14 protein-coding genes are annotated in these 15,017 nt (G+C 48.3%); 9 read left to right on the forward strand and 5 right to left on the reverse strand.

Annotated elements, in window-relative coordinates; all coding sequences use genetic code 11:
* The first annotated feature begins 7 nt into the window (after positions 1-7).
* From C8D85_RS15735 to C8D85_RS15760, 6 genes are all read left to right on the forward strand, one after another.
* On the forward strand, positions 8-859 hold the full coding sequence (locus C8D85_RS15735) for a metal ABC transporter solute-binding protein, Zn/Mn family (protein ID WP_133564531.1): 852 nt from the start codon (positions 8-10) through the stop codon (positions 857-859).
* Positions 856-1,554, forward strand: coding sequence for a metal ABC transporter ATP-binding protein (locus tag C8D85_RS15740; RefSeq protein WP_133564534.1), 699 nt, complete (start codon positions 856-858; stop codon positions 1,552-1,554). The genes C8D85_RS15735 and C8D85_RS15740 overlap by 4 nt, the downstream gene beginning before the upstream one ends.
* Positions 1,544-2,440 (forward strand): metal ABC transporter permease, encoded by an 897-nt coding sequence (locus C8D85_RS15745; protein ID WP_133564536.1) that lies wholly within the window; start codon positions 1,544-1,546, stop codon positions 2,438-2,440. Before C8D85_RS15740 ends, C8D85_RS15745 begins: the two co-directional genes overlap by 11 nt.
* Positions 2,431-3,174, forward strand: coding sequence for a metal ABC transporter substrate-binding protein (locus tag C8D85_RS15750; protein WP_133564538.1), 744 nt, complete (start codon positions 2,431-2,433; stop codon positions 3,172-3,174). The genes C8D85_RS15745 and C8D85_RS15750 overlap by 10 nt, the downstream gene beginning before the upstream one ends.
* 230 nt (positions 3,175-3,404) lie before the next feature.
* A complete protein-coding gene (locus C8D85_RS15755) occupies positions 3,405-5,621 on the forward strand; it encodes a TonB-dependent receptor (protein WP_162847602.1) in 2,217 nt (738 codons plus the stop codon).
* 143 nt (positions 5,622-5,764) lie between these two features.
* Complete coding sequence (locus C8D85_RS15760; RefSeq protein WP_133564542.1) at positions 5,765-6,451, forward strand: Fe2+-dependent dioxygenase; 687 nt, start codon at positions 5,765-5,767, stop codon at positions 6,449-6,451.
* Between the two features lie 3 nt (positions 6,452-6,454).
* On the opposite strand, the gene C8D85_RS15765 is transcribed toward C8D85_RS15760, so the two are convergent.
* The 5 genes from C8D85_RS15765 to C8D85_RS18100 all read right to left on the reverse strand — a co-directional run bounded on the left by C8D85_RS15765 (position 6,455) and on the right by C8D85_RS18100 (position 10,448).
* Entirely contained in the window at positions 6,455-7,543 is a 1,089-nt protein-coding gene (locus C8D85_RS15765) for an alpha-hydroxy acid oxidase (protein ID WP_133564544.1), read from the reverse strand.
* A gap of 10 nt (positions 7,544-7,553) precedes the next feature.
* Entirely contained in the window at positions 7,554-7,907 is a 354-nt protein-coding gene (locus C8D85_RS15770) for a DUF3325 family protein (RefSeq protein ID WP_133564546.1), read from the reverse strand.
* Positions 7,904-9,724: a PepSY-associated TM helix domain-containing protein gene (locus C8D85_RS15775; RefSeq protein ID WP_133564548.1), complete on the reverse strand. Its 1,821-nt coding sequence runs from the start codon at positions 9,722-9,724 to the stop codon at positions 7,904-7,906. The genes C8D85_RS15770 and C8D85_RS15775 overlap by 4 nt, the downstream gene beginning before the upstream one ends.
* Positions 9,721-10,032: a hypothetical protein gene (locus C8D85_RS15780; protein WP_133564550.1), complete on the reverse strand. Its 312-nt coding sequence runs from the start codon at positions 10,030-10,032 to the stop codon at positions 9,721-9,723. The genes C8D85_RS15775 and C8D85_RS15780 overlap by 4 nt, the downstream gene beginning before the upstream one ends.
* 263 nt (positions 10,033-10,295) lie before the next feature.
* Entirely contained in the window at positions 10,296-10,448 is a 153-nt protein-coding gene (locus tag C8D85_RS18100; protein ID WP_162847603.1) for a hypothetical protein, read from the reverse strand.
* On the opposite strand from C8D85_RS18100, the gene C8D85_RS15785 reads away from it, so the two are divergent.
* The 3 genes from C8D85_RS15785 to C8D85_RS15795 are packed head-to-tail and all read left to right on the forward strand — an operon-like array spanning position 10,429 to position 14,883.
* The gene (locus C8D85_RS15785) at positions 10,429-11,613 is read left to right on the forward strand and encodes an efflux RND transporter periplasmic adaptor subunit (RefSeq protein WP_133564552.1); all 1,185 of its coding nucleotides are present in this window, start codon (positions 10,429-10,431) and stop codon (positions 11,611-11,613) included. The two genes, C8D85_RS18100 and C8D85_RS15785, sit on opposite strands and share 20 nt — an antisense overlap.
* The gene (locus C8D85_RS15790; RefSeq protein WP_162847604.1) at positions 11,603-13,531 is read left to right on the forward strand and encodes a MacB family efflux pump subunit; all 1,929 of its coding nucleotides are present in this window, start codon (positions 11,603-11,605) and stop codon (positions 13,529-13,531) included. The genes C8D85_RS15785 and C8D85_RS15790 overlap by 11 nt, the downstream gene beginning before the upstream one ends.
* The gene (locus C8D85_RS15795) at positions 13,531-14,883 is read left to right on the forward strand and encodes a TolC family protein (protein ID WP_133564554.1); all 1,353 of its coding nucleotides are present in this window, start codon (positions 13,531-13,533) and stop codon (positions 14,881-14,883) included. The genes C8D85_RS15790 and C8D85_RS15795 overlap by 1 nt, the downstream gene beginning before the upstream one ends.
* Positions 14,884-15,017: the final 134 nt, after the last annotated feature.

Below are 15,017 nucleotides of genomic sequence, written 5' to 3' on the forward strand. Positions count from 1 at the left end.
AACTCCCATGCGTTTACTTTTACTCAGTCTTTTGGTGTTACTCAGCTCACAGGCAAGTGCCCGTTTGCAAGTTGGCATCACATTGCACCCTTACTATTCCTACGTGAGCAATATCGTGGGAGATAAAGCCGATGTGCTGCCACTGATCGACAGCGGTTTTAACCCGCATAATTACCAACTAAACCCTGCCGATATTGAGCGCCTCAACAGTTTAGACGCGCTGGTAGTGAATGGCATCGGTCACGACATGTTTGCGACCAATACCGTTGACCGTCTCCAACCCAAAAACTTGACTGTCATTTACGCCAACAAGGATGTCCCTCTGATCGGACATGACGAAAAAGTAAACCCTCATACCTTTGTTTCCATTGACGCTGCCATTCGTCAGGTTTACACCATCGCTAAAGAGCTGGGTGCTTTAGATCCAGACAACAAGGCATACTTCCTTAAGAATGCGCTGCAATACGCGAAAAAGTTAAGAGCATTAAAGAAACCGGTTCAGCAAGCACTGCTAAATAAGGACGTTAGCAAGCTGCGTATTGCCAGCACACACGGTGCCTACGCTTACCTATTACAAGAGTTTGGCTTAACGGTTTCTGCCGTAATCGAGCCTGCCCACGGCGTTGCCCCCACTGCATCGCAACTGGAAGAAACCATCGAAACGATTCGTCAGCAGAACATTGATGTACTGTTCACTGAGCTGAACATGGAAAACAAATACGTGGATCTGATCGAACGTGAGACTGGGATCAAAATTTATTACTTCAGCCATATGACTCATGGCGCGTACAGTAAAGATCAAGTCGAGCAAGAAATGGGGCACAACTTAAGCAAACTGGCTGAGGCACTGAGTTCATGATGGGACCAAGTCTTCATTTATCTAATGTCGGTGTCACAGTAAAAGGACAAGTCCTCGTGACACCACTAAGCCTGCAACTAGAGGGTGGCTTGTGGCATGGCATTGCTGGCCCCAATGGCGGCGGCAAAAGCACCTTACTCAAAGCCATCGCAGGCCTTCACAATCATGTGGGGGAAATAGCCTTACATTGGCCGTCGGATCGCGGACAGATCGGCTACATGCCTCAGTTATCCCCTTTTGATGCTTCTCTTCCCGTGACGGCGCTGGATTTCTTGCGCATGCATTGTGATAAGCAACCGGTATGGCGTCGCTATCGTGGTAACCCCAACATAGAGCAAGTCATTGAAAGAGTTAGCATTAAAGGGCTACTCAGTAAGCGTCTTGGGACCCTATCTTCAGGGGAGCGCCAGCGTATCCTATTAGCGTGCGCCCTAGTGAACAAACCCAACATTTTATTGCTAGATGAACCGCTTGCGGGGGTCGACAAGGCGGGCCGAGAGCAAATCATCGAGATTCTTTGCGCCTTTAAAGCAGAAGGTGGCTCACTCATAATGATCGAACACGACTGGCAAATCTTACAAGCTCATTGCGATACCCTGTCATGGATTGACGGCGGTTTGCAGCACCATGATGCCCCTGACGCCATTTTTACCAAGATAAACAGTCTTCATTTAGGTCTTCGTCATGCTAGCTAGTCTACACAGTTTCTTTTCAGGGCTAGTGGACGCTGGCATCTTACCCACCATGTTCAGTTATGGCTTTGTGGTCAATGCTTTTATCGCCTGCCTGATGATCGGCCCTCTACTCGGCTTATTAGGCACCTTGGTGGTGGTCAAACGCTTGGCGTTCTTATCTGAAGCGGTTGGACACAGTGCGTTAACAGGTGTCTCTATCGGCATCTTGATGGGAGAGCCCGTCACCGAGCCGTGGATCAGCCTATTTGCTTTCTCGGTCCTATTTGCTCTAACACTGCAATGGGTACGAGGCCGAACGACTGTTCCCTATGATGCTTTGATTGGGGTGTTCCTAGCCTTTGCTTTGGCGCTCGGCGCAGCATTGCTGATGTTTGTCGCGAAGAAAATTAATGCACATTTGGTAGAACAAGTGTTATTTGGTTCTATCTTAACGGCCTCTGCCTATGACTTAGTGATTTTGGCTTTCATCACCAGCGTGGTTTTAGCCCTCGCGTTTTTCAGTGCCAACGATGCTTACTTGAACGCACTTAGCCCAGATATCGCACGTTCACGACGCATTCGCACCACGCTACATGATTATGGCTTTGTGCTACTGATTGCATTAGTCACGGTAGCAGCCGTCAAAATCATCGGTGCCATCTTGGTCGGGGCTCTACTACTAATACCAGCGGCCAGCGCCCGATTAATGGCTCGAGACTTACGTGGCATGGTGGGGTATTCCGTGCTGATCGCCACTACCAGCGCCTTGATTGGCGTACTACTGCCCATGCATATGAAGTGGGCCATTGGCACAGGTCCCGCCATCATTCTGGTGGCGTGTGTTTGGTTTGTGATCGCTATCTCTGTTTATTCATTGCGTAAAGGAGGACAACCGGCATGCGCATAATCCTAATCAGTTTGTTCGCTCTTCTTACCAATATTGGACACGCGGCTAGCCTCGCGACGGTGTCACCGATTGCCCATAGCATGAGTAGCGCTCTTAGCGAAAACACCCCCATTGAGGTGACCTACTTACCCCCTACTCGCTTACCGATCAACCGTATACCGAGTTGGTTAAATCGCTCAGCAACGGAACCCATGGAGCACTTTGATGCCATCGTCAACATCAGCTCTATGCGTCCAGACCTCGCATTCTACGTGCCTTTACGTAGTCGTAATATTCGCATTGTGCCGATTGATATTGCCAAAGCCTTGATCCCTGGCGGAGAGCAAGTGGCAACCCATCAAGCTGATGAGTACTTTTGGCTAAATACCAATAATGCTCTACTCATGCTCGGTATCTTAAAGCGAGACTTGTCCACCCTATGGCCAGAATACGCAGAGCAGATCAGTCAGAACTATCAAACGACTAGTGTGGCGTTACGTCAGTTAGCATTGGATATTGATGACGCATTACTAATGAAGGGTTATGACGCTATTGTGTTGGATAAATCCTCATTAGAACCGTTTAGCAAGGGATTATTGCTGCCCACTCTTGATGCTTCTGAAGCAGAGGGGTTGAACACGATTACTCTCTCAAACAAGGCTTCAGCAAGCACTTGGCAGCTAGACGACTTCAGTCGCTACAGTGATGTGCCATTTATTGAGCGCTGGCAACAAGCCATCCAATCCATGCCGTAAAAGCTGTTTTTTAACGCTCTAACAGAGTGTTTTTCTCTCGACTACCTTGCTCGCCTACCAAAGCGGAGTTCAGTTTCTGAGCTCCGCTTTTTTACGTTCAAATTAAACTAATGCAAATTTAATGTAAAACAACGTAAATTTATTATTTAAATAATACTCGTTATCGTTTAGCATTCTCTTCTCATTAAAATTATAAATAACACTAATATAAATTTTGTATGGATAAACGAATGAAAAACGCGGCTCCTAGTTACACTCCTTTCAAAGTAGCACCCATCGCTATCGCGGTCAGCTCAGCACTCGCAATGATGAGCTCAACAGCTCTTGCAGCAGAGCAAAGTACCGTTAAGTTGGAACAGATTGAAGTAGTTGATACAGCGCAAGATGGCTATGCGGTGAAATCAGCTGCGAGTGTGAAATACACTCAGGAATTAGTAGATACTCCTCAGACAATCAATATTGTCAACGAACAGGTTTTAGAGGATCAAGGCGTCACTTCCCTTGAAGATGCCCTACGTAACGTAGCGGGTGTTTCTACTTTTGGTGCAGGTGAAGGCGGTGGTGGTAACGTTAATACTACCGACAACGTTACCATTCGTGGCTTTGATGCAAACGGCAGCATCTACTCTGATGGCATCCGCGATGTAGCAGGCTACAGCCGCGACACATTCAATACAGAACAAATTGAAGTAGCGAAAGGTGCCAACGGCACTATTTCAGGCAAAGGTTCAGCAGGTGGATCGGTTAACTTAGTCACCAAAGCCGCTAACCTACGTGGTGACAAAAACAGCATCAGCGCCTCTTATGATGAAGGTGACACAGCCCGTCTAACAGGTGACTTTAATAAGGTTCTATCAGATGACAGCGCTCTGCGCTTAAACCTGATGGCTGAACAAGGTGGCGACTACTGGGACAACGGCGAAGAAGAATACAAGAGTTACGCTATCGCGCCATCTTATTTCACTAAGGTCAGTGAAGACACAGACTTGACCATCAACCTTATGCATATGAAGCAAGACAACACCCCTGTGATTGGCTTGCCATTTATTACTGAAGAAGTGGCCGCTGCAACAGGCTTACCTGAAGGTATGATTGATGAACAATATTGGGATAACTATTATGGCGTTAAAGGCTTAGACTTTTCGGAAGTAGAAGCCACCACGCTAACCGCGATTCTAAATCATAGTTTGAATAAGAACTGGGCATTTAGAAACCAAACTCGTTTTGGTGTAACTGAAACACAAGCGATCATTACACGCCCTTGGCCAGAAAATACAGGGACAAGAGCAGCGCCAAACTACACGGGCAACTACCTAACCACAAACACCAAGCGCGACTTCAGTGATAACCAGCTTGCAGTGTCTCAATTCGACTTTTTAGGCGAGTTAAATACGGGATCTATACGCCATGATCTTGTCATTGGTGCTGAAATCTATCAAGAAAAGCAAACCAGCTATGATGCCGATTTGAGTAATATTACTCGCTCTCAATCCAGTTATGATGCAACTAATCCTGGCGTAACGACAGCGACAGGTAGCTACTCCTTAACGAAGAATAATGTCTTTGTTGGACAAGGTCTTGCTGCTTACTTGAGCAATACCGCTACGATTAATGATTATGTTCAACTAAGTGGTGGCGTTCGAGCGGAGCGTTACGAAACTGAGCAGGACACTTACGATGCCGGTGCCTTTCAAGAAACGCTAAAAAGTGATGCTGACCTGTTAACCTGGCGTGCTGGTATCAATGTGAAACCAACCAGCAATACTAGTATTTACGCTAGTGTTGCTAATGCACAGCAACCATATGGTTCTGATATCTCAGCCGATCGAGTCCGTGGAGTCGATGCGGAGGATGTACGAGGCTCGGACCCAATATCATCTACTACCATGGAAATTGGTACAAAGGCTGAACTCTTCAATAGCAAGCTGTTATTGAGTGCAGCAGTGTTTGAAACGACTAAGGATACCTACGATACCAATGACAGTGATGAGTTAATTTTTGGTGAGGAGGAAAGTAAAGGATTTGAACTGTCTGCAACCGGCCAACTAACCGACACTTTAAGCATTACGGCAAGCTATACCAAGCAAGACGCCAAGGTTACTGAAGACGCGTCTTCATCTGATAATGTTGGCGATGGCTTAAGCTCGGCTCCCGATGAGTCTGCTAGCGTTTGGCTTTCGTACAAAGGCGAGAAGCTAGGCCTAGGAATAGGCGCAGAATACACATCTGGCAACGACTACTGGCGCCGTAGTGAAGTCTACTTCACAACAGGTGAAGTAACTTTGGTAAATGCCATGGCGAGCTATGCCTTCACCGAGAACCTATCAGCGCAACTTAACATCAGCAACTTAACGGATGAACGTTACGCAACGGATTACAGCGCTAAAGGCCACTTCTTACCTGGTAACCCACGCAATGTAAAAGCAACGGTTAAGTACGATTTCTAAGCTCGTATTATTAACCTAATCGCTGGCAATTAAAGAGTGACGTTACTCCCCTTTCTTCGCTCTTACAGAGCAGCTGTGTTAGTTTTAGCACAGCTGCTTTGCTGTTTTAGCTTTTCATTTACCCTCATAAGAAGCGTTTCAAGATGTTGTTACACCTCAAAAATATTCTCACCAAAGAACAAGTCAAAGAGATTCGCCAAGCCTTAGATCAAGCCAATTGGCAAGACGGTAAACTCACCGCTGGCAACGCATCACGACAGCAGAAAAGCAACTTACAACTTAATCAAGAAGACCCATTAGCCCGCAAGCTAGGGGACTTTTTATTGCATACCCTGAGTCAACGGGAAGACTTTATGGGCAGTGCCCTACCTGCCAAGATCTTCCCGCCGATGTTCAATCGTTACGAAGGGGGCGGAGCCTTTGGCTACCATGTGGATAACGCCATCCGCCAGGTGCCCAATACACCGGTAAAGATTCGCACCGATTTATCGATGACGATTTTCTTGAGTGAGCCAGAAGAATACGAGGGTGGTGAGTTGGTCATCCAAGACACCTTTGGCACCCAAGAAGTAAAGCTGCCAGCAGGAGATATGGTGCTGTACCCTTCAACCAGCCTACACAAAGTTACCCCTGTGACCAAAGGCGCACGTGTCAGCTCCTTTTTTTGGCTACAAAGCTTAGTGTCTGATAACGAACAGCGTCGTACCTTGCATCAACTTGATCAAAGTATTCAAGGGCTTAGAAAAGAACACGGCGAAGAAAGCGAGCACATTCAAAACCTAATTTGGGTGTACCACAACCTACTCCGCCAATGGAGCCAAACCAACTAATGTTCAGAACGTTGATGCATTAGGTTGATACAAGCATTCGGACGTAATGTCCTGCACACTGGCGCAGCCACACAGTGCCATGGTGGCTTCCAATTCATCTCGCAGGATGCGCAAGCAATGGGCTACCCCCAATGGACCAGCCACGGCTAGAGCGTAAAACACCGAGCGGCCAAGTAATACCGCATCCGCACCTAACGCAATCGCTTTAAAGATATCACTACCACGGCGAATACCGCTATCAAATAACACCGTCGTCTCTTTTCCTACCGCTGCGCGAATAGCAGGCAAGACCTCAATGGTAGCAGGTTGGCTATCGAGTACACGGCCGCCATGATTAGAGACGATGATGCCATCTACCCCAAGTGCGACAGCACGTTGAGCATCTTGTACCGACATAACGCCCTTCAACAATAGCGGCAAGTTAGTTTGCTCACGTAACCAGACTAGGGTTTGCCAATCTGCAGCTTGTCCCATCCAACAGGAAAAAACGGAGTCCCCTTGCGCTGCACTAGGCAAGCTTTCTAAATTCACCGCCCTGACGCCCTCTGGCAAAGAAAAGCCAGCTCGCTGCTCTGCATTGCGTACGCCGTTAATCGGCGCATCAGCGGTGACGACAATCGCCTGATAACCGGCCTGCTCTGCACGGCGCACAAGCTGCAAAGTGGTTTCACGGGAGGGCTGGCAATACAACTGGAACCAACGGGTAGCATCTGGCGACATTTGCGCCACATGCTCCAGAGGCGCACTGGCTAGGGTGGACAAACAAAACCCTACATTTTGCGCTGCTGCAGCTTGGATCGTTCCCAGCTCTCCAGTGGGATGAGCCAACTTTTGATAGGCCAGCGGCGCTACCAACAATGGCATGGCTAGATGCTGGCCAAATAAGGTCTGCTGACAACCACCCTTAGCCATGTCTTCACATAACACACGCTGTTGTAACAGGATCTCATCGAGCTTTTGACGATTGCGTTGGTAAGTCAGGCCATCCATAGCCGTTCCAGAGAGATAAGCCCATGTAGGCGCTGGCAATACTTCTTTCGCATGTTGCTCATAATCCGCTAATGAGCAAACGCCTACAGGGATGGTGGACATCTAAAACCTCTTATTTTGTTCGTTGCGGACGCTCTGCGGGCGGTGCAATGAAACGCACCACCCCCAACAAACGCCATAGTTTGGCAAAGCTTTCTGGAGCAAAGTTCACTAGCGCTGTCACCACGAGAGCGGATACCGTAATCAATAGTAGCCAAGTCATGATACCAATGCCGACACCCCAGTGCTGTATCGCAGGGATCAAGGTACCCAACAATGTTACCCAAGCAACACCTTGCAGTACACGGAACTCTTTGTTGGTAATGGCCATTTTCTTGTAGAGGTCACGATGGTGCTTTTGCACCGACACCGCAAAGTGCATGAAACTAAAGAAGCTGACAATTAAAATCCCCCATAACGCGGTCATTTTACAGCTCCTTCTAAAGTGGGTTTACGAGTAGCTGGTTTTGGGGATATGACACGACGAGCCTTGTTCTGTAGATAACGCGCGGTGGCCAACATAATGCCGCCCAACAATAAACACATCACATCGAAACTTAGACGCAAGACATCCACATGAATGATGGCATGCAAAAGGCTAGCGGAGGACGTTAGCGTGTCCAATACCGGAATCAAGCAGAACAATGCGCCAGCAATGCCTAGCTGCACCACCCAAGCGCCTTTATTACGATAGAAAATCGCATGGAGCAATGACAACAACCAAGCCACAAAGAAACCATTGATTTCCCAGTTAGTTCGATTCTCTAGGGTGGCAGGCAATAAGCGGTTTAACCAGAAGTAAACGGCCACCGCGCCACACAAACCGGCAATGCTGGCGATATTGGTGATCACAACTAATTCATAACCGAACTGGCCCATCTGGCGTTTGGCACGTTTGACCGCCCACAAGACAGAGCCCGTTCCCACCATAATGGTGCCCATCACACCCGCCAAGAAAAATGCCCAACGGGTGATCGCATCGGCGAAACGCGCTTCATGCAAAGTATGCAGCACACCGCCGGCGGCACTAAAGAAGGAATTGTTTTCACTCGCTTTCGCTTGGTTACGCTCAATCTCTAATCCCGTGGCAGAGAAAGTAACGCTATTATTAGAGCCTCGCTCCACCATCAACATATCGCGATTCACCGGAGAAAAGACAAAGGTCGCATCAGCCGTTAAAGGGTTCTGAATCTGTACTCGACCAATGTCTCCAGCAAATAAAGACTCGGCTTGAGTCAGCATGTTACGTAACGGTGGTGTTGCTATGTCTTGCCGACCTTGATGACGAGCCGTTTGAGGACCTTCGCCGCGGGTTCTTCGTTCACCTAAACGCTCACCCTCAGTTTCGCGAACATCACGATTCGGTCTCGCGCGAACTTCTGAAGTGTCAGCGCCAGCACGAGCACCGTCTTGTCCACGGGCGCCATTCATACCTTGCGTACGCTGCTCAGTCATACGCCCACCTTCGGTGCGATTGGCCGTCAACGTTGCTAAATCGCCTTGTCCACCACGTGGACCGTTCTCTGCCATTTGCTGTTGGGCATTTTGTGCTTGGTTACGTTCACCGCCACCACCGCCGCCACCGCGGGTGTTCTCCGTCCAGAATATCAAACTAGAGGACAATAGCAGCAAACCAGAAAAGGTAATCATAATGTGGAATGGCAACGCCAGTACCGCTGTCACCGCATGGGCATCCGCCCAGCCTAAAGAACGGTTTTTGGTGCGCATCATAAAGAAATCACTGAAGATTTTCCGGTGCATCACGATGCCACTTAAGATCGCAATAAACATCGCCATGGTGGCGATTTCAACCACAGTTCGGGCAAAGCCTCGCGGCATACCATACAACTCAAAGTGGAAGCGATAGAGAAAGTCACCGCCTCGGGTTTCTCGACCATCAATGGATTCGCCCGTTGCCGCGTTCATGGTTTCTTGAGGACCACGTCGACGCTGGTTTTCACCTTCGTTCTGCCAACTCAGTCCCACCGTATTATCACGTACAGTCGGCAGAGAAATGCTCCAGCTATTGGCGTCAGGCGCCACTTCTGAAAGACGTTCATAGGCTTTCATAATCGTATCGTCGGTGACATAAGAGGCATGCTGCTCAGGCGTCATCCAATGGCTGATTTCACCACGAAAATACGACAAAGTACCCGTTAGGAAAATCGCAAACAGTAACCAACCTAATAAAATGCTGCTCCATGTGTGCAGCCATGTCATGGTTTTACGTAACGGCCCCTTCATACCGTTTGCCCTCCGAGTAACCACCAGCTTCCCCAAACCACTACATTGGTACCCAACGCAATCCAGACGCTACGGTAAAGAGAGTTAATCGCCACGAAGGTCATAATAGAAAAGGCGTAATATAGGAAAAACATAAAATGCACGATGGTGCGCATTTCACGCTCAGTGCCGCCAATGATAGTGCTGGTTAATAGACTTAACCCGGCAGACAAAATATATCCACCAATCAATGCCACAGCCAAACGGATCGCTAAAGACATCTTTGGCGATAAAGCGAGGCCATACCCTTTTTTAATTGCATGCAACATTATTCAACATTTCATCCCTATTTAAAGATGAGAATGATTATATTTTCAAGATCTATACCAAGCGATACCCGCAACGTAAAGTTAAGTAAATAACAACCATTTACATAGCTTTACCAAGAATCGTTTTCATTCTTATTTACTTGTTTTCTGCAATTTGTAAAGATCTCCCTCCCAATTGGTCAACCAAATACTTAACTCTATGAAAGCCTTAATTCTTTCTGCCGTGCTTAGCCTCACGCTGAGTGTGTCAGCTATGTATTTTTTTAGCTCGTCTTCAGGTCAGCAACAGTTGCTCTCATACGTCGGCCTTTCGGATGACGCCACGCCACCTCAGGGCGAACGTCCACACCGTAACCCTGATGCCAATAACCGTCCAGCAAGGAGCGAATAGCCGCCATGGCAATCTTACGATTCACATTGAAGTGTGTTCTATGGAGCATCACATTAGGCAGTCCTATTTTTGCGGGATGGTGGCTCTATCAAGACAGTCAAAGCGCTTCGGTTAGCTGGTTAACGGATACGGTAAAAACGGGCTCTATTGAAATCACCGTACCTGCCACGGGGACGTTAGAGCCTTCAAACTATGTTGATGTCGGCGCGCAAGTCTCAGGCCAAATAAAAACCCTGCATGTCAGCGAAGGCGATGTGGTAAAAAAAGGCCAACTGTTGGCTGAAATCGACGCAACCGTATTTGAGACCGAAGTTAAGAGAAGTCGTGCCAGCCTATTAAGCCAGAAAGCACAACGAGATCAATTGGTCGCGCAATTAGAGTTGGCTGAAAGCCAGCTTGAGCGAGATCGTCGTCTGAATGCTCGTGGTGCCGTGAGCGATGATTCTTTAAAACAAAGTGAAACAGACATCGTCGTACAGCGCGCCAAACTTGCCGCCACCGAAGCCGAGTTACAGGTCGATGAAGCCGCATTAGAGCAAGACCTTATTACGTTATCTTATAGCCAAATCTATGCTCCGATGGATGGCACCATCACCAGTGTTGAAGTACGTGTAGGGCAAACGCTGAATGCCAGCCAAAGCGCCCCGACGCTGATGACCATTTCCGACCTGTCTCACATGACATTGCGTGCCAATGTTTCCGAAGCCGATATCCAACGCTTGTCTCCAGACATGCCAGTGCGTTTTTCCACACTGGGTAATCCGAATGACTTCTTCTATTCCTCCTTGGAAAAGGTACTTCCAACTCCCTTGGTGAATAATGACGTCGTGCTTTATCAAGTGTTAATCAAGGTTGATAACGAAGCTGGTCATTTAATGGATGGCATGAGTACTCAGGTCTTCTTTATTGAAGCTCAAGCCAAAGACGTATTAACCATTCCTCTAGCCGCCATCTCTGAGCGCCCCCGCGGCACCGTTGCATTCATTCCAGGACCAGACAGCGGTTCACGTGCGACAACGCCGGTGAAAGTTGGCCTTAAGAATCGTACACAAGTGGAAATAGTAAGCGGACTAAGTCTTAACGATAGCGTGATTGTTGGTCGTGAGAATGGTGCTAGCAGTGAGAAAAGCATCAGTTTGACCGGTTCCTCAAGCAGTCGAGGCCCAATGGGAGGACGTCGTGGATTCTAAACGTCCGCTGCTGTCGATTGAGCAAGTAAGCCGCCATTATCGCAATGGTGACTCACTGATCAGTGCTTTAGATGGGGTTTCTCTCACCGTACACGAGGGTGAATTTGTCGCCATCATGGGACAATCAGGGTCCGGCAAATCCACCCTGATGAATATTATTGGCTGTTTGGATCAACCCAGTGAAGGACGCTATCTGATTAATGGCCATGATGTTAATAAGCTCAATACCAACCAGCTTGCAGCGTTGCGTCTTAAAACCTTTGGTTTCGTTTTCCAACGCTATCAGTTGTTACCAACACTGAATGCTCAAGAGAACGTTGCCCTACCGGCCCTGTATGCGAATACGGCAAAAGAGCAGCGCCTACAAAAGGCCATGGAGTTGCTACAGAAGCTTGGCTTAGAAGGACGTGAGCACCACAAACCAAGCGAGTTATCGGGCGGCCAACAACAGCGTGTCTCCATTGCTCGTGCATTGATTAATGGTGCTGAAGTGATTTTGGCCGATGAACCAACGGGGGCACTGGATTCAAAAAGCAGTGAACAAGTACTGGCGCTGCTAAGTGAATTGAATGATCAAGGGGTCACGGTCATTTTGATCACTCACGATGCAGAAGTCGCAGCCAAAGCCAAACGTCAGGTGCATATTCAGGATGGTAAGATCCTGTCCGACAGTGATGTTTCAAACACCGACCCGGTGAGCGAAAACCCTGAAACCATGCAAGAGCTACCCTCCATTGGCATTGATGAAGCCATTAATATTTCGTTTAAGGCGCTGCGGGCGAATTGGTTCCGTACCATGCTTACCTTGCTCGGAGTAGTAATTGGTGTCGCCGCGGTGGTGGCGATGATGGCGATTGGTGAAGGCGGCAAACAGCAAGTGGTACAGCGTATCCAGTCTATGGGTACTAACCTTCTACTGGTTCGTCCAGGCGGCGCCAATATGCGCAACACTGGAGACATTGCCACATTAACCGAGTATGACGCCGAGGCGCTCAGCACTCTTGAGCATATAGAGTTCGTGGCACCCGAGCGTGAAAGTCGCTCGACGATTCGTTACCGCAGCCAAGACTATCGAGGCAAGATCATGGCCACGACACCGAATTATATTGACGTAAAAGAGTGGTCTTTATCGCAAGGGGTCATGTTCGACCAGCAAGACATGCTCAATAAAGCCCCTGTGATTGTTATCGGTGACACCATTGCCACATCTTTATTTCCGGATGAAAACCCAATCGGTCAATACGTGATGATGAAGAGCGCCTTGTATCAAGTGATTGGCGTGCTCAGCACCCAAGGGGCCACAGCAAGTGGCGTCAACAACGATGAAATGGTGCTGATACCTCTATCTACCGGCCTGTCGCGCGTGTTTGCTGGCCAGTACTTAAATGGCCTAACCGTTAAGGTGGATGACACGGACAATTTGGACAGCGCCGAAGAAGCCATTCGTGCGCTCTTGATCCAACGCCACGGTACAGAAGACTTTCAAGTATTGAATACGGCATCATTGATCGAAGCCGTTTCCGAAACCCAAAACACCATGACTTGGTTGCTGGGTTCCATTGCCGCCATTTCGCTGCTCGTCGGTGGTATCGGCGTGATGAACATTATGCTGGTAAGTGTTTCCGAGCGACGCCGAGAAATCGGCTTGCGTATGGCAACGGGCGCCAAACCAAAAGACATCTTACGCCAGTTTAATATCGAAGCCTTGGTGGTGTGCTGCAGTGGTGGTCTATTGGGCATCGCAATTGGCCTCAGTGCCGCCTTAGCCATGTCCAGCTTTAACCTTGCGATCGCTCTGTCTTGGCACCCGCCTGCGCTAGCGTTTGCCTCAGCGTTCTTTGTCGGTTTGATTTTCGGACACGCACCCGCCCGCAAGGCTTCTAAGCTCAACCCTATTGACGCACTCGCGGAGGAATAATGAAGTATCTAATCACCGGTTGTGCCGCGCTATTATTATCCGGCTGCGCCAGTCAATATCAGTATGAAGCGCCTTCCGTGACGGCAGATAGCATGCCGACGTATGCCCTTGCAGAATTTTCTGCCAACCAATGGTTAAGCTTTGGCTCTCCTGATCTGGAAGCCTTACTTAAAACCGCATTTGCTCATAACTGGACCATCGCGGTGGCTACAGAGCGGGTACGTTTAGCACGATTGGCAATCGAGACAGAAGAAGCCAACCAAGGCATTTCAACGACGGCCACACTTACTGCTGGCTCAACACAAAGCGCCAACAGCAATGACCTGAGTAACTTCACTAGCTCAGATGCATCATCTCTGTCCTTTAGTGCGAAATACGAATGGGATTTATGGGGTAAATTACAGGCGCAAATGGATCAAACACTGCTGTCAGCGCAATCTTCCCAGTGGAGTTTTGAAACCGCTAGGCTGACGGTAACAGCCAGTATCGTTAAACAGTACATCGCCTATTTGTCTTTAAAAGAGCGCATGACTCTGGCTCAGAAAAATCTGGTGTCAGCACAAGAAAGCTACGAGCTTTACTTAGCCCAACATGAGGAAGGTTTGGTTTCGCGCATTGATCTGATTGATCAACAAGAGACAATCCTTAGCTTGGAAGAGAAAATCGAAACGTTGCAACTCGACCAGCGAGATCAAGAGCGAGCGCTAGCCCTGCTAACAGGGCAACCATACTGGCAAGAGCTTGATCCGAATTTTCGTTTGCTGGACTTAACCGTACCCGATATTGCGCTTAACCAACCAGCAGAGTTAATCCGTCAACGCCCTGATTTGAAAGAGGCTGAAGCATCCGTCAAAGCCGCCTTTTTAAGCAAAGTTGAGACAGAACTAGATCGCTGGCCAAACCTTTCGATTAGCCTTAGCTTACGTCCCTCAGACCTTTACGACCTAGCAGAACAATGGACCGTTACCCTAGCGGAGTCCATTAGCTTGGCGCTGTATGATAATGGTGATAACAAACGAGCCTTGAAAAAAGCGGAAATCAACGAGGCTATTGCACGCATCAATTATCAGAATACAGTTGTATCTGCATTACATGAGGTACAAGACACATTGAGCGCTTATCAGCAAAGCCGTATTGGCTATCGCTATGCGCAAATTGCCCACCAGAATCAAATTGTGAAAACCCAACTCACGGAGTATGAGTGGGAAGAAGGTGTACGTGACAAGTCAGACCTTATTAGTGCTCAACGCAGCTTGTTCAGCACTGAAGAATCCTTGGTAACAGCCAAGCAAAGTGTGCTCAACAGCATTGTCGCCTTATACCAAGCGAACGGCACAGCGCCTAATTTCTAATCCCTTTTAACCTCTTTTCCCCTATCTATTTGATCAGCCGGTAAGTGTTCACATTTATCGGCTTTTTTTATGCACAAACGCCACACAGTATGACTCTGATATGGCATTTTCGACGAATAAAACACGTCAAATTG

Source organism: Marinomonas communis (assembly GCF_004363305.1).
Taxonomy (GTDB): Bacteria; Pseudomonadota; Gammaproteobacteria; order Pseudomonadales; family Marinomonadaceae; genus Marinomonas; species Marinomonas communis.